We start from the raw sequence: 16,110 nt of genomic DNA on the forward strand, positions 1-16,110 counted from the left end.
ATCTCCCTATCTCCCTATCTCCCCATCTCCCCATCTCCCCATCTCCCCATCTCCCCATCTCCCCATCTCCCTATCTCCCCATCTCCCCATCTCCCTATCTCCCCACACTTAAAGAAAACCTAAATTTCTGTCCATCCCTCGACTGTAGCCATCAAAATATTAACCAGAGGATGATCTATAGCTTCCTTGAAAGCTTCTACTCCTCCTGCTTTCAGGGCATTGATTACCTTGGCTTTTAGGGTTGGGTTAGTCTCAATTTGGTCAATAACTTCTCCTACAACTATCATCTTCTCTTTGTTGGTTGTCGTGGGATTACTCTGGGATAGTTGGTTTAGCAGTTGCTGGATTTCTGCTGCTGCTTCGGCTAGGCTTTTGGTTTGCTCTGATGTAAAATTATTAGTGTTGACTTGTCTAGCATTGTCGTTGAAAACATTAAAATTATTAGGATTATTAGCTTGGCTTTGATCTATATCTAGATTATCTATATTAAAATTACGGGCATTATCTGACATATCACTCTCCGCTTTAGCGGTATTTGTAAGATTGATTATTGGGTTGGATGACTGATGGCTAGTCAAAGCAGCTCTAACAAATTCCTTATAATCTTGATTATGAATTCTTTCCGCCTCTAGCAGAGCAGTTTGTTTCGCTGCTTCCAACCTAGCTTCATAAACTGCAAAAAATTGTCTTTCAAATTTACCTTTATCTGTTCCTTCTGGCACTTCTAAGGTAAGTAAAACATCATTGCCTTTCTTCTCAATCGCTTGAATCGAATCACTAGTAATTGCAGGATTTTCTGCCATTAATTTTTGAACGGCTTCACAAAATGCTTCTGGATTAACACCATTACGCAGCAGAATCTGCACCGTATTGATAATCTTCTTATAGAGCTTTTCAAAATCCCCTGGTTGGAAAACCCGGTCAGGATCATGGGGACGACGCTCTCGATTTCCTTGAGGATTGGGCTTTTCTAGTAAAAAGACATACTGACAATCAATATTAGTTAACGTAGTTGTTGAGTCAATATTCCACGCTTCTAAACAAGCTCCGGTTAAATAAGAATGAGTAAAATTAGTACCAACTGCTTGAGCTTCAGTTAAATTAGCCCATTCTAAATTAGCCTTCTCTAAGGTGGCTTCGCTAATATCAGCACATTTTAAATTAGCCTTATTTAAATTAGCTCCTCTTAAATTGGCACCTCTGAGATTACCATCCACATAAGACTTATTGTAACCATTACCACTAACCAATAACTCTCTGACAGCCGTATCAGCTAAGATAGTTTTACCTGGTCTAGCTCGGTCAAGTTTAATAGTATTTTTCCAACAAGTACGAGTAAGCGTAGCTTCTCTTAAATCTGTACTTTTGAGGGTAGCTCCGGTAAAATCGGCATCAGTTAGGTCAGCGTTGTAAAAACTGGTACCTCCTGTAGCAGCAAAGGCGATCGCAATAGTACGAATCCAGGCATCTCGGGGGTTCCCTTTTAGAGCACGCCAGCCCAGGTAAGCACCAAGTAATGCTCCGGCAAAGGCTCCGGCTACCGCTACGGCTGGGAGTCCTTTTAAGTCTAACGCTAAGGCTCCAGCTACAGCAAAGGCTCCGGCTACCGATACCGCTACCGATACCGCTACTGGTCCGGCTACGGCTACCGCTCCGGCAAAGGCTACGGTGAAGGCTGCGGCTACGGCAAAGGCTCCGGCTCCGGCTACGAATCCGGCTCCCGCTACGCTTCCGACTCCGGCTCTGGCTCTAGCTACCGTTACTCCTACGGCAAAGGCTACCGCTACCGCTACCGCGAATGCTCCTCCGATACCTTGACGAAGGATTACAGCAAATAACACAATTATTACCACCAACGCTATCCAGCCTACGACTTGCTCCGCTACGTCGTTAGACTCAACTATTAACCCTACTAATACCCCAGCAAATAAGCAGACAAGTCCTGATAGTCCTGACGTTATCCATGAAACCAACAGAAGAACAAATACCCACCGTTTTTGTAATCCAGCCTTGGTCTTAAAGAAGTTAGTTCCGCTTAGATTAGTATTCTTAAAGTTTGCTCCTCGAATATCAGCTTCACTAAAATCTGCTCCTGAAAGGTCTTTTCCTTGGAATGACTGACCTTTGAGATTTAACCTTCGGAAATCCCTTTCTCCATTCTTATATTTGGTTAGAACTTCATTAGCTTTCATTGAGTGGTAGTAATATAGTCAGCGGTCAGCTATCAGTTATCAGTTATCAGCTTTTGAATAAAACAAGTTGACCACTGACCTTAAGTATTAATAATTAGATGATTTTTGCTGATTAATTAATTTAGATGTATTTACCCTGACTCAGCGATTAGACTCCCTGAGGAAAAGTGAAGGAAAAGATTTTTAATTATAAACTGCTCTCAGTGTATTTACTGAGGATTATATCATATTTCTGACCGAAGCAAATTAAGAAACTTTAAAAGTATAGCGCTATAACCAGCTATCAGCTTTCAGCTATCAGCTTTCAGTTTACGGCTGACGGCTGACGGCTGACAGCTGACGGCTGATAACTGATAGCTCACCTTAGCTCTGTCTAGCCAAGTCAAGTTTACTAGTATTATCCAAACTAGTACCAGTAAGATTAGCCTTTCTTAAATCTGTACTTTTGAGGGTAGCTCCCGTAAAATCAGCATCGGTTAGGTCAGCATTGTAAAAACTAGTACCCCCTGTAGCCGCAAATGCGATCGCATTCTTCCGAATCCAGGCATCTCGGGGGTCCCCTTTTAGAGCACGCCAGCCCAGGTAAGCACCAAGTAATACTAAGACTAAGGCTACAGCTATGGCTACGGCTATGTTTACAGCTCCGCTTAATCGGAAGGCGATGGCGCTGGCGCTGGCGCTGGTGATGAAGAGGCTAACGACCCTGGCCCTGGCCCTGGCGCTGGTTCTGGCGCTGGCGCTGGTGATGGCAACGGCGTAGATGCTGGCGATTACAATCGGGCAGGCGAAGCTGCTGAAGCTGCCGCTGTCGATGGCAACGGTGCTGACAGCACCGATAACACAGACGATACCGAGGACGGCTCCTGCTCCCATACCTTTACGCAGGATAACAATATATACTATAATTACACAAACCAAAGCTATCCAGCCGGAGACTTGGTTATCTAAGTTGTCAAAGATAAACGCTACTACTCCCCCACCAAGGAAGGAGAGAATTCCTGATAGTCCTGACACTATCCAGGAAACTAACATAAGAACAGTTACCCACCGTTGCTGTAATCCAGCCTTCGCCTTACAGAAGTTAGTTTCGGTTAGAGTAGCATTCTTAAAGTTAGCGCCTCGAATATCAGCTTCACTAAAATCTGCTCCTGAAAGGTCTTGCCCCTGAAATGACTGACCTCTGAGATTTAACCTTCGGAAATCCCTTTCTCCTTTTGCATATCTGGTTAGAACTTCATTAGCTTCCATTAGTGGTAGTAACATAGTAAGCTATCAGTTATGAGCATTCAGCCTTCAGCATTCAGCCTTCAGCATTCAGCTTTTGAATAAAACAAGCTGATAACTAAGAGCTGACGGCTGACGGCTGACGGCTTACCTGAAGTATTAATAATTAGATTATTTTTTTAATTAATTAATTTAGATATATTTACTTTGACTTAGGGATTAGGCTCCCTAGGGAAAACCGAAGAAAAAAAGTTTCCCTAAAAAAGGAGTTTCAGTATATTCACTGACAATCGTATCATATTTTCTGACTGCAGCAAATTAAGAAACTTTAAAAATATAGCGCTAGTTTTAGGATAAAAAGTCCCCCTTACTAAGGGCAGGGCTGTTTCAAAGTCGGACTAAAATTTGATTGGTGGGGAGGTGGGGAGATAGGGAGATAGGGAGATAGGGGGAATTTTTATTAATAAAAAGGTATTTTCAAGCTAAAAAAATCCCTCTTCCCATTACCCCACCTCCCTTTCACGGGATTAAATTGACAATTTATTCATGAAAATGAAACAGCCCTGCTTACTAAGGGGGATTTAGGGGGTACTCAACCCTGAAGCAGATTTGGAATCGATCCCCCCCAGCCCCCCTTTGATAAGGGGGGAGCAATGAAATAGCCCGACTCCCCACTCCCAACTGAATAATTACGCTTGTTATCAGCTAACAGCTGACGGTTGATAGCTTACGTTTAATCTCGTCTAGCCAGGTCAAGTTTACTAGTATTTTCCAAACAAGCACCAGTAAGATTAGCCTTTCTTAAATCTGTACTTTTGAGGGTAGCTCCCGTAAAATCAGCATCGGTTAGGTCAGCGTTGTAAAAACTAGTACCCCCTGTAGCCGCAAATGCGATCGCATTCTTCCGAATCCAGGCATGTTTAGGGTCTTCGTTGAGAGCATCCCAGCCCAGGTAAGAACCAAGTAAGGCCAAGAGGAAGGCTAAGGTTCCAGCTATGGCAGAGGCCACCTCGAAGCCCAAGGCTCCTGTTTTCGCAAAGGGCAAGGGTAACTGCTGTACCGCCAAGACTCCAGCTACAGCTCCACCTACCGCTACCAACAAGCCTAAGACTCCCACTAAGACACCATCTAAGACTCCCGCTCCGGCTCCAGTTGTAGCTACGGCTACGGCTATGAGCAAGGGTAAACCCAATGCAAAGGCTAGGGCGAAGGGAAAGGCTAAGGCAAAGGCTCCTGCTACAGCAACAGCTACGGCTACGGCGAATACCAAGCCTAGCACTAAGGCTTGGACTGTTTGAATACCTTGACCAAAGATAACAACAAATAAAACAATTATTGCTACCAACGCTATCCAGGCAAAGATTAGGTTTGCTCCCTTGACATAGTTAACAATGAATGCTGCATAACACCCACCATAAAATGATGCAATTGCTGATAGTATTAACGCTATCGATGAAACCAAGAGAATAACAATTGACCAGGATCTTTGTAATCCCGCCTTAGCCTGACGGAACTTAGTTCCCCTGAGCATCGCATTCTTAAAGTTAGCTCCTCTAAGATCAGCGTCACTAAAATCTGCCCCAGACAGGTTTCTCCCTTGGAAAGACTGACCCCTGAGATTTACCTTTCGGAAATCCCTTTCTCCTTGGGCATATCTCGCTAGAATTGTTTGAGATTTCATTAGCATTTTAAACGCCTACTTGATAAGAGATCAATAAGGAGCATGTCACCTTGGTAATTAGGGACATCGATCCCCCCTAACCCCCCTTAAAAAAGGGGGGAATTAGATTCAAAAGTCCCCCTTATTAAGGGGTATTTAGGGGGATCTGAATCAGGGATTAACACAAAAGATATACTCCCGATACATAGTCTAATTAGTGATAGTTATAGTCGTGATGCTTATCAGATTTTTGCTTATTAATTAAGATGGGTTTGCTATGCCTTTGCGATTAGAATCCCTAAGGAAAACCGAAGCAGAGCAGTTGCCATTATAAACCTGTTCGCTATAGCTGATTAAGATTGTGTTAATAAAAACCATATATATGGTATCACAAATCCTGACCAAAAAAACTTAATAAAATACAAAATTATCGCCCCACCCCATACTTCCTACACCTCCTACATCTTATATACCTCCCTATTCCCGATTCCCGATTCCCGATTCCCTGTTCCCTATTCCCTATTCCCGATTCCCGACTCCCGACTCCCTAAAGGAATTTGTTACAAAATTTTTCAAAATATGCTATAATATTATGTTTTTTTTGTGATATACTAATAAGCGTGGAGAATAAATTCCACGGAAGAGCCAGCCCGCAGATGTTCTCGGCTGGAGGGCTGGCTCTTGATCCCCATTTACAGGAGACAACTTACATTATGTCTTACAGTCAACTATACCCATGGGTAATGATTTGCCTATTGCCCCACATGCCACCACTAGTTTTCGCTCGGTTCTGCAACCCTTCCGATGCCAAGAGCCATTCCCAGGCTATGAAGCAGTTGATGCCCCATGGGAAATTTCTGATTTTTCTTGATATAGGTCTGCCGATGGAGCAAGAGGAATAATCTTAGGGGCTCAAGGGGTGATAATGATCATTATCACCCCTTGATGATTTGATGTTTAGCTGATGATTAATGGAAACAAAAATCTCGATCAATATCATTAGTAAATACCGAGAAAATGTTAAATCAATAATCATCTTATTAAAAAGATCTTCAGTTATAGCACAGCGCTATCGATATAGAGCAATTCACCTCCCGTTATACCCGCAGGGTTAGCGGGAGGTGAATTGCGGCCAAAAGCTTAGTTCTACTCAAGTAGCATTCCTGGATAGAATTGTGTTATAATTTAAGTATGCTGACACTAACCTACGAGTACAAGTTAATTCCCTCTCAACAACAAATTGCCGTAATCGAAGATATCTTGAAGGTTTGTAGAAAGGTTTGGAATTACGCCTTAAGAGAACGAAAAGACTGGTACAAAAGTAGGAAATGTGCAGTTAATTATTGTTCTTTACAGCAGGAATATATAATTCCAGCAGATGAACCGTATCCCAACTACAAATTACAAGCTGCAAAATTAACTAAAGCCAAAAAGACCAATCCTGAACTTAAAAGAACAAATGCTCAAGTTTTACAACAAGTCTTAAAGAATTTAGACCGAGCATTTAATAATATGAGAGAGCAGAGATATGGTTTTCCTAGATTTAAAAATAAATACCGGATGCGGTCGTTTGTATTCCCTCAGTTTAAAACTAATCCAATGAAAAACGAGTGGCTCAAGCTACCTCAGATTGGATTAGTTAAGATGAGATTGTCACGACCAATTCCAGATGGATTTAAAATCAAGCAAGTTAGGATAGTTAAACGGGCTAGTGGTTATTTTGCAATGCTGTCTTTACAAAGTGAAGTCAGTATTCCTGATATACCAGCGTGGGGTCATCCACTGGGGATTGATATTGGGCTAGACAAGTTTTTAGCAACTTCCGACAATGAGTTAATAGAGCGGCCTAGATTTTTAACCAAGCTGCACGGTAAGCTGAAATTGACGAGCGACCCCGCGCCGTCGCACGGCGCTAGGGAACGCGCGAGTTGCTACAACGCAGATTAAAGTTAAAGAAAAAAGGGTCGGCAAATAGACATAAACTTAATTGTAAAATTGCAAGACTTCATCAAAAAATATCAGATACTCGAAAAGATTTTCACTGTCTTGATGCAGTCGCTCATGGGGGAAACCCCCAAGACCGCGCTGCATCGCTTTAAGTTAGCACATCATCTTTGTGACCAAGCTGGAATGATATTTGTTGTTGGCGAAGCCTGTCCGAAGGACATAGACTTAGATTTTAGAACTTGGGCAAAAGGGATGTTAGGTAAACATACCCTTGACGCAGGTTTTGGTCAGTTCTTCAATATTCTGGTCTGGGTTTGTTGGAAACGAGGAGTATATTTTGGCAAGGTTGATCACAGGTACACTAGTCAAATTTGTCCAAATTGTGCTACACATACAGGCAAAAAAGATTTATCTGAACGTATCCACTTTTGTCCCGAATGCCATTACGAGATCAACAGAGATGTTTCAGCTGCTCAAGTGATTTGTCAACGTGGTATCACTGCGGTCGGGCAGATCGTGGGAAAAATTGACTGTGTAGGCGGGCTGTCGGGGGTTGGTAACAACCTAGATAAGTGCTTAAGAAGCAGTAAACCCAGATCGTGAGGTTTGGGAATCCCCCGTTATAATCTCTGATTTAACGGGGGAGGATGTCAAAAAAAATAATTAGTGGTCAGCAGCCAGTTGGTAATGAAAATAACACCAACAACTAACTACTAACCACTAATACTGATCTAGGAATTATAAATCGGTTGTGAGTAAGAATTCAGTCGTCAGCCGTCAGCCTTTAGTAGTCAGCCTTTAGCTGATCGCTGATCGCTGATCGCTGATCGCTGACCGCTGATCGCTGATCGCTGATCGCTGATAACTGATAGCTGATCGCTGAATGCTTACCATTGATTTTCACAAATCGTTTATAAACCCAATTGAATCAAGCTATTACCAACCATTGTCAGCTTGATACAGCACATAATCAGCAAGGGCTGCAATCTGATCCGCTGGTATACGACCTTTGAAGGCTGGCATGGGGGGTTTACCATTGGTGATCTGGTAAACGATCTTGTCCTTAGAATACATGCCATACTTCTCAAGGGCATCCTTTTTCAGAGTTTTTTGGGCATTGATTAAATTCTTTCCACCCGCATGACAAGCGGCACAGTTCCCTGCGAAGACTTGTGCTGATTTCTTTAGGGCTGCTTCATCTATGGCTGCAGCTACTTCGACAGGTTCAGCAGGAGCTGTTTCTTCCTCTGCTACTGCTTCTGGCTCAGCAGCAGGCTCAGGTGCTACAGCTACTTCTTCTGTTTCAGCAGGAGTAGTTTCTTCCTCTGCTACTGCTTCTGGCTCAGCAGGAGTAGTTTCTTCCTCTGCTACTGCTTCTTCTGGTTCAGCGGGAGCAGTTTCTTCCTCTGCTACTGCTTCTGGCTCAGCAGGAGTAGTTTCTTCCTCTGCTACTGCTTCTGGTTCAGCAGGAGTAGTTTCTTCCTCTGCTACTTCGGTGGGTTCCGCTGGGGATTCCACTGTTTCAACTGCAGCAGTTGGGGCAGGTGTGGTTTCTGGAGGAACAGTCGCTGTACTTGACTCAGCGCAACCATAGGTAAAGGTCAAGACACAGACCGTTACCACTAGGAGTGATAAAAGCTTTTTCAATGCAATTTGTCTCATGAGATTAAAAAAAACAAGTGGGCTAGTCCATACAGGATTGTCAGATCATGTTTTTCTTTCCGTCAAAAGACAAGCTGTCAAACTTCTTGGTTTATTTCCTGATTTGAAACGCAGTAAGGGCGCAAACCCTGCGCCCTTAAGAGTTATACCCTACGGTTATAGTCCTTGGGTAAGTGCTGATTTTAATTCACGAAACTACCACGATTTGCGATCGCGTAAGTCTTATAATGGTTAATCTTGTGGAAGCTGTGTGGTTGTCACATTCAAATAAAGTCTTGATCAACAGCCCTAGTTCTAGCGCTACTATGATCCAGCTTCAACAATGATTGTGCCTCCCATGCCAGCACCACGGTGGGGGGCACAGTAGTAGGAGTATGTACCAGGCTCATCAAAGGTAGATTCATAGGAAGAACCCTTAGCCATCAACATGTTTTTGTGAGTCAGTGATGGGGAGTCATCAAAAATAACATTATGAGGACCAATGTTGTTCATCACCCACTTGACGGTCTCACCAGCTTTGATGGTAAGAGTACTTGGTTCAAATTTTAGTTGCCCATTGTTTGTACCCATTTTTACAGTGTAGGTTCCTGCATCAGCTGCAGCAGCAGGCTCAGGTGCTACAGCGACCTCAGTGGTTTCGGCTGGGGCGGCTTCTTCTTCAGCGACCTCAGTAGCTTCGGCTGGGGCGGCTTCTTCTTCAGCCACTTCAGGGGCTTCCGCTGGGGATTCTACCTCTTGGGCAACTTCAGCAGTTGGGGCAGGTGTGGTTTCTGGAGGAACAGTAGCTGTAGTTGAGCCAGCGCAACCATAGGTAAAGGTCAAGATACAGAAGGTTACCACAAGCAGTGATAGTAGCTTTTTCAATGCTATGTTTTTCATAAAAAAAATTGAACCATGACTGTCAACGGTTCAATTATATGACAACCTGTCATACACATTACAAGCTGTCAAACTTTTGTTCAAAGTTATTAGGATCAGATTCCATAGAAGCCCTACAGGTAAAGGGAAGGGCAGCTGGCACAGAGATCAGCGAGGCAGCAATTAAGTAATATGCTAGTATTCCCAGGTAGTAGGCCCAGGTAGTATCCCCAGGGAAATCCCAAGCTGCCATCACACCAGCAGTAATAGGGGCTCGCTCCACCGATGATCACAGCATCTTAGGTCCCGGTGATCATCGGTGTAGATGATTAACGAAGCTTATTTAGCGGCACAAGGATTCTTTTTACTTGCACAAGGATTAGATTTACCGGCACAAGCATTCTTTTTACCAGCACAAGGATTGCCTTCCTCTGTAGTACTCTCACCAGGAGCAGTATTGGTTGTGGGAGTTTCTCCGATTCACAACCATGGTACATGGGGAATAGTAGCGGTGATCAGTGGCCAGGAAAAAAACACCTTTTGGCGGCGTACTGATGACCCAGATTTTCGCGATCGCATCGAACAAGTAGGGGAAAAAATCCTATTCCCTGGAGATATTATTAGTTTTAACTCTGATGCAATCCATAGTGTGGAAGCAATGGGATATGAACCAACAATTACCTTTAATATTTACGGAGAAACCAACTACGAGCAGCGATTTGATTTTGATCCACTAACCCATTCGGCAAAGACGTTTTGAATTAAGAATGTATAATTAAGAATGTATAATTAAGAATGTATAATTAAGAATGTATAATTAAGAATTTGGAAGTCAACTATAACATAGTTAAAGTTTTCTGTCATAATTGCTAATTTAGCCCCTAGACCTCTACATTATAAGTTTTTCATTATACATTCTAAATTTTCCATGCTCCATGCTCCATGCTCCATGCTCCATGCTCCATGCTCCATGCTCCATGCTCCATGCTCCATGCTCCATGCTCCATGCTCCATGCTTAATTCTTACTTCTTAATTCTCCATTCTCCATTCTCCATTCTCCATTCTTAATTCTTAATTCTCCATTCTTAATTCTACAATTCCCTTTATTCTCTATTCCAAGTAATCGGGAGACTAGGATGGGAAACTGGGATATTAGCATCTTGGTCAGATTTAGTTTCTAGATCCAGTACCCTCACAACTTGGTTATAGATTTCTTCTGCTTGTTGGGGAGAATCTCCAATGCTAGTTAATCCTAGTTTGCCAAATTCAGAGAGTGTGCCCATCAAGTGAAATACAGTGCCAGTTTTAGTGCTGCTATCAAAATGCAGTTGATGGTAGGCGATAATATCCATCAAGTCATTGGGCATTAACCCTCTGTAACTCTCTTTCTGTAAATTGTCCGTGGCAATATAGTGCTTTGGTTGACCCTGCTGACTGAAAAAAAGACCTGTGGAGAGGTCATAGCGACCATTGGTCATGTATTTCAGGGTCATAAAGGGATGGGTGGTACCGCCTTTGCGGAGGTTGATTTCAATGGCTTGTAAATCCCAGGTACCCCGATCAGGCTGATGAACAGCCACAAAATCTACACCGTAACGCTCTATTGCTCCTTTTTCCGCTAAGGTCTGACCGACTCGTACTCCCCAATCTTGCAATTGTAGGCGATAACCTGGATCAGCGGGAAATCGACAACCTAGATAAATCTGACCGTCTGGTCCGCCAAGAATTTGATCGTGAGTCGAGAGAATCTTGACCTCGCCATGGGGGGTAATATAAGCCTGAACGCTAGGTGAACGCTTTTTTTCTCCGTGAATAAATGCTTCGGCAATTGCCCCTAACTGCGGTATCCGACTGCTATAACTCTCCCACGTTTCCCCACTGGCTTGAAATCTCAAATGGACGATCTTTTCTTTCAAAGCCGCTACTGTTTGAGCATGGGAAACATTTCCCGGACCTACCTCCGATAGTGGTTTCAAGTCCAGGATAGCATTACCCTCTCCAGAAAACCCTTCGTTGAGTTTAATCACAATCTTGTTTAGTTGCGGTTGCCTGTACCATAACTCAGCTGTTGCTTCGACTAAATCATCAACACTCCAGACTAACTGACTGCCGTCGGGATGGGGGACACCACTGTCAGCAAAAATTTGCCGACTACCGCTCTTGGTACCCCAATAAAGCAAATCTGGGTCTGGGGCAAGTAGGGGTAAGTTCAATTTTAAGGATATCTCGCGCTCCAGATTAGTAGAGTTGTAACAAGACATGTAAGACTTTCCTGGACGCAAAGCTTGACGAATCCGCTTCATCAAGCGGGGACGTTCTAGAATCTTTTGGCTGAGGGGTTTGAGGGAAGCATCATAGGTGGAAAACAGCAGTAAGCGATCGCGTGCATGGGAGAAGGGAATTCCTGGCAGAAGCTGCAAGTAGTAATCAATCACAATCGGTGGCAACGGCACAGCGGTAACATAAATTAACCGTGTGTAAGGGTTGCGCAGACGAATTAGGGAAAATAATAACCGTTCTTCGTAGTGCAAAAAACCCTCAACTTTCAGCAGTTCCCGTTGATCAACACTGACAGAAGGCACTACCAGAATATCGTGTTCGTCTTGGTCAAATTGATCACTACTCTGCCAGCGATCGCGTAATTGGTGCTGTAGTTGCTGAAACTCTGACCCTTGCCCAGAGAAAGAATTCTTCACATTGTCCATTGTTTTCTAAAACGGTAGCTATAGCGCTGCACCCAGGGAATCGGGAACAGGGAATCGGGAATCGGGAATCGGGAATGGAGAATAAAAAAGTGAGTAGGGTGTGTCCGGGACGGAAAGCCTCTGATTTTCCACCTCGCAAGCCCCTGAACCCGTCCCGTAACGCAACCCACTGGCTGATATCTTGCTGTAGATGCACAATAGCTTAAGTTTCTAGCTCCTCTACGGATTTCGGCACACCAGCAGTCAAGACTTCATTCCCTGACTCAGTCACTAACACATCATCCTCAATCCGAATCCCAATCCCGCGCCACCGCTGATCAATAGCTGGCTGACCTTCTATTGGCTCAGTATCAGGACCAATATAAAGTCCTGGTTCCACTGTTACTACATTACCGGGCTGAAAAATCTGCCAGTTTTCCCCCTGCTTGTAGCCTCCACTGTCATGGACATCCAATCCCAGCCAGTGACCGGTGCGGTGCATATATAGATGTTTATATTTCTCCTCTTTAATAATTTCCTCACTATCACCAGCCAGGAGTCCCAAATCGATTAACCCTTCCACCAGGATTTTCACAGCGGTGTCATGAAATTGATTATAGGGATTCCCTGGTTTAACTTGTGCGATCGCATTCAACTGTGCCTTCAAGACCAGGTCATACAGAATTTTCTGCTCTGGGGTAAACTTACCACCCACTGGAAATGTCCGAGTAATATCAGCGTTATAATACCCATAAGAACAACCAGCATCGATCAGTAGTAAATCCCCGTCTTGCATCTGTCGATTGTTCTCGGTATAGTGTAGGATGCAGCTATTGGCACCAGATGCTACTATACTCGGATAGGCCGGTCCGATGGCACCTCGTCGCCGAAAATCATGTTCTAGCTCTGCCTGGATTTCATATTCATAACGTCCAGGTTGAGTAAATGCTCTAGCATGGTTATGGGCATCCACAGAGATTTCCACAGCTTGACTCATTAACTTCAATTCCCTAGTACTCTTAACCCGGCGCATCCCATATAGAATTAAGTTAGTGGATTCGAGAGCCATCGGTCCGGTTCCGTTCTTGGGATAAAGTCTCATCAACCTTTGCCAGTGTTTCAGGATGGTATCATTGAAAGGTTTATCCCGTCCCAAATGGTAATAAATTCGATCGGCCTTTTCTAAATACTGAGGTAGCTTCTCATTCAACTCAGTAATCGGATAGGTTTCATCGGCTCCAAATTTTTCTTTTGCTGCTTCGACACCTGTCCGATAGCCTGTCCAGACTTCTTTTTCTGGTTCTTTCGGTTGCACAAACAGGACAAATCGGTGTTCTTCGTGATGGGGCGCTAGTACAACTACGGCCTCTGGTTCATTGAAACCTGTCAAGTAAAAAAAATCGCTATCCTGTCGGAAATTGTATTCCACCGTATTATGCATAATGGCAACCGGGGCGCTCCGAAAGATTGCGGTTCCGTTGCCAATCTTACTCATCAACTGTTCACGACGTTCTTTATATTCGGTTTGTGGAATCATTTAGTTATTGGTTAGTTGTTCGCTATATTTCTTTTTAGCCTAAGTCCACCTATATAGAACCTATTAATGGCAATTTTACCGTATAGGTTGTACCAACTCCGGCTTGACTAGTTAAGGTAATTTGACCACGATGCAAATCCACAAACTTGCGGATCATGCTTAACCCGATTCCTGAAGAAGACATAGAACCAATATTACTAGCTCGGAAGAACGCTTCAAATAATTGTCCCTGACTTTCGGGCACAATCCCACTGCCTTGGTCTTTTACCTGGAACACAATTTGGTTATCTTCACAAAACATTTCCAAAGCAATCATACTACCCTTCAAGGAGTACTGAGTTGCTAAGCTCAGCAAATTGCTCAAAATTTGCCGTAGGATTTTTTCATCCAACTCAACTAGGCCAGGGGAATCCTGAGGAATCAAACCGATAGTATAGCGCTTTCCCACCATGATTTGGTGCTCTTCCACTAAACTGCGGCAGAATTCAACCACATCTACGGGCACACAGTTGAGCTGGAGTTCACCGGATTCAGCCTTGCTTAAGGTCAGAACATCCTCCATAATTCGAGTCATTCGCATCACTGATGATTGAATCCGATACAAGTTTCTTTCTTGTTTGTGGGGTGACAACTTAGACCCGTATTTTTGCAGGAGTTCAGCAGCAGTTAAAATAATCGATAGGGGAGTGCGAAACTCATGGGAAATCCTAGCGATTAGGTCAGATTTCAGTTCCCCTAGTTCTTGTACTGCAGACAATATTTGACCCGCTTGAGCTTCATATTGTATGCTAACGCCAGCTTTTGCTGGCAATTTTGCTCTTTCTACTGCCAATAATTCGGGTTTTTGCTGTTTACTGATATTCCACAGCACAAGAACTACACCCTTGATGCTACCATCTTCTTCTGTAATGGGGGAAGCACTATTTCCCACCGGGATCTTGCTACCGTCTTTGGCAATCAAACCTATGCCCTGATCCCTAAAAATGACCCTTTCTTCCTGAAGCACTTCCATGACTGGGTTCTGGAGTGGGGTATCAGTGAGTTCGTCTACAATTTGAATCACATCTGTAATGCTTTGCCCAGAAGCTTCTGCTACTGTCCAGCCAGTGAGGGTTGCCCCTGCTGGGTTAATGTAGGTGATTGCCCCTGTTTCATTGGTAGCGATCACGGCATCATTAGTGGAGCTGAGTATTGTGGCTAGGACATCCTGCTGTTTGACTAACTCTTTTTCCAGCTGGTGCCGATAGAGGGCCGTTTCAATCGCTACCCGCAATTCCCGTTCGTTAAATGGTTTGATCAGATACCCGAACGGTGCTGTCATCTTAGCTCGGGCTAGGGTAGTCTCATCAGAGTGGGCTGTCAAATAGACTACCGGAATCTGGAATTGCTCCCGAATACGCTGAGCAGCAGTTATGCCATCTATATCGTTTGGATCTAAGGTAATATCCATCAGGACTAAATCAGGCTGGTTCTTGGCAGTGCTGCTGATAGCGCCCGTGCCAGAGGTAACGCTATCGGTTACGGTGTATCCCAACTGTATGAGCTGTTCAGCAATAACTTCAGCTGTGATCGCTTCATCTTCAACCACTAAGATGTTTATTTGTGACATTTCCTAGTTATGGAATTGCTTTTCAAGTTACCTTGGGTTGTCCCTTGTCTTAACCTTGAAGCAAGCCAGTTTGTTCTCCCTACTTAATAACTTTTGCCTTGGTTCTGTGCTGCCGATTAGTTAACTGCATCATCACCTAATAGTTCTATATCACAATTCGAGGTGGGTCTTGAAAAATTTACTAATGCTTTAAGCTTGTTTAAACAATTTTAAACTTTATTAAAATTTAATTTTAAACATAACACCATGACTTGTATCTAACTCAACTTCACCTTTGAGTTGCTTAGTGGCTAGGGTATGGACTAAGCGTAGACCGAGGGTCTTGGGGTTATCTAAATCTATACCTTCTCGGATGCCAAGACCATTGTCACTGACGATCAGTTCAAAATAGTTATCCTCACAGCACTTAAAGTCAACAATAATTTTACCGCCATCTTCTTCTGGAAAAGCATGTTTGAGGGAATTGGAGACTAACTCATTAATAATTAAACCACAGGTAATTGCCCTGTCGATGTCCAGAAATGTCTGAACAAAATTAACCTTAATCCTAGGGGGATTATTAGTACAGGCATAAGATCCTAATAAGTCCTTAGTCAGGGATTGAATATAATCTTGGAAGTCAATCTGGCTGAGGTTCTTAGAGCCATAAAGTTTCTCATGGATTAAGGCCATGACTTGGAGACGATTGCGGCTTTCACAGAGGATATCCAGGATACTTTCATCATCTATATATCGA

The 16,110-nt window shown here is 43.6% G+C and carries 14 protein-coding genes and 1 pseudogene; 4 read left to right on the forward strand and 11 right to left on the reverse strand.

Annotated elements, in window-relative coordinates; genetic code table 11:
* Window positions 1-119: 119 nt before the first annotated feature.
* From F6J99_RS28130 to F6J99_RS28140, 3 genes are all read right to left on the reverse strand, one after another.
* Entirely contained in the window at window positions 120-2,192 is a 2,073-nt protein-coding gene (locus F6J99_RS28130) for a pentapeptide repeat-containing protein (RefSeq protein ID WP_293117568.1), read from the reverse strand.
* Window positions 2,193-2,555: 363 nt separating this feature from the next.
* A complete protein-coding gene (locus tag F6J99_RS28135; protein WP_293117570.1) occupies window positions 2,556-3,440 on the reverse strand; it encodes a pentapeptide repeat-containing protein in 885 nt (294 codons plus the stop codon).
* Window positions 3,441-4,149: 709 nt separating this feature from the next.
* A complete protein-coding gene (locus F6J99_RS28140) occupies window positions 4,150-5,097 on the reverse strand; it encodes a pentapeptide repeat-containing protein (protein WP_293117573.1) in 948 nt (315 codons plus the stop codon).
* A 692-nt stretch (window positions 5,098-5,789) separates the two neighbouring features.
* On the opposite strand from F6J99_RS28140, the gene F6J99_RS28145 reads away from it, so the two are divergent.
* Together F6J99_RS28145 and F6J99_RS28150 are read left to right on the forward strand one after the other, a co-directional pair.
* Window positions 5,790-5,978: a hypothetical protein gene (locus tag F6J99_RS28145; RefSeq protein ID WP_293117576.1), complete on the forward strand. Its 189-nt coding sequence runs from the start codon at window positions 5,790-5,792 to the stop codon at window positions 5,976-5,978.
* 289 nt (window positions 5,979-6,267) lie between these two features.
* Window positions 6,268-7,626 (forward strand): annotated as a pseudogene (locus tag F6J99_RS28150) (transposase).
* A gap of 333 nt (window positions 7,627-7,959) precedes the next feature.
* Here the strand turns inward: F6J99_RS28150 and F6J99_RS28155 are convergent.
* Entirely contained in the window at window positions 7,960-8,685 is a 726-nt protein-coding gene (locus tag F6J99_RS28155) for a c-type cytochrome (protein ID WP_293117578.1), read from the reverse strand.
* Between F6J99_RS28155 and F6J99_RS28160 the strand changes: the two genes are divergently transcribed.
* Window positions 8,684-8,920 (forward strand): hypothetical protein, encoded by a 237-nt coding sequence (locus F6J99_RS28160; RefSeq protein ID WP_293117581.1) that lies wholly within the window; start codon window positions 8,684-8,686, stop codon window positions 8,918-8,920. The two genes, F6J99_RS28155 and F6J99_RS28160, sit on opposite strands and share 2 nt — an antisense overlap.
* A 68-nt stretch (window positions 8,921-8,988) precedes the next feature.
* On the opposite strand, the gene petE is transcribed toward F6J99_RS28160, so the two are convergent.
* Window positions 8,989-9,564 (reverse strand): plastocyanin, encoded by a 576-nt coding sequence (gene petE / locus F6J99_RS28165; RefSeq protein ID WP_293117583.1) that lies wholly within the window; start codon window positions 9,562-9,564, stop codon window positions 8,989-8,991.
* Window positions 9,565-9,622: 58 nt separating this feature from the next.
* Window positions 9,623-9,826: a hypothetical protein gene (locus F6J99_RS28170; RefSeq protein ID WP_293117585.1), complete on the reverse strand. Its 204-nt coding sequence runs from the start codon at window positions 9,824-9,826 to the stop codon at window positions 9,623-9,625.
* A gap of 42 nt (window positions 9,827-9,868) precedes the next feature.
* Here F6J99_RS28170 and F6J99_RS28175 point away from each other — a divergent pair, with 42 nt between their 5' ends.
* Window positions 9,869-10,303, forward strand: coding sequence for a hypothetical protein (locus F6J99_RS28175; protein WP_365974346.1), 435 nt, complete (start codon window positions 9,869-9,871; stop codon window positions 10,301-10,303).
* Window positions 10,304-10,647: 344 nt separating this feature from the next.
* Here the strand turns inward: F6J99_RS28175 and F6J99_RS28180 are convergent, their stop codons facing one another.
* The 5 genes from F6J99_RS28180 to F6J99_RS28200 all read right to left on the reverse strand — a co-directional run.
* Entirely contained in the window at window positions 10,648-12,249 is a 1,602-nt protein-coding gene (locus F6J99_RS28180; RefSeq protein WP_293117587.1) for a peptide ligase PGM1-related protein, read from the reverse strand.
* Window positions 12,164-12,445 (reverse strand): hypothetical protein, encoded by a 282-nt coding sequence (locus F6J99_RS28185; RefSeq protein ID WP_293117589.1) that lies wholly within the window; start codon window positions 12,443-12,445, stop codon window positions 12,164-12,166. The genes F6J99_RS28180 and F6J99_RS28185 overlap by 86 nt, the downstream gene beginning before the upstream one ends.
* Before the next feature lie 6 nt (window positions 12,446-12,451).
* The gene (locus F6J99_RS28190; RefSeq protein WP_293117592.1) at window positions 12,452-13,765 is read right to left on the reverse strand and encodes an aminopeptidase P N-terminal domain-containing protein; all 1,314 of its coding nucleotides are present in this window, start codon (window positions 13,763-13,765) and stop codon (window positions 12,452-12,454) included.
* Between the two features lie 49 nt (window positions 13,766-13,814).
* Window positions 13,815-15,374 carry a response regulator gene (locus F6J99_RS28195; RefSeq protein ID WP_293117594.1) on the reverse strand — a complete coding sequence of 520 codons (1,560 nt, stop codon included), beginning with the start codon at window positions 15,372-15,374 and terminating at the stop codon, window positions 13,815-13,817.
* 219 nt (window positions 15,375-15,593) lie between these two features.
* The coding region (locus tag F6J99_RS28200; RefSeq protein ID WP_293117597.1) for a sensor histidine kinase at window positions 15,594-16,110 on the reverse strand (517 nt) is incomplete at its 5' end.

Source organism: Moorena sp. SIO4G3 (assembly GCF_010692305.1).
GTDB lineage: Bacteria > Cyanobacteriota > Cyanobacteriia > Cyanobacteriales > Coleofasciculaceae > Moorena > Moorena producens_A.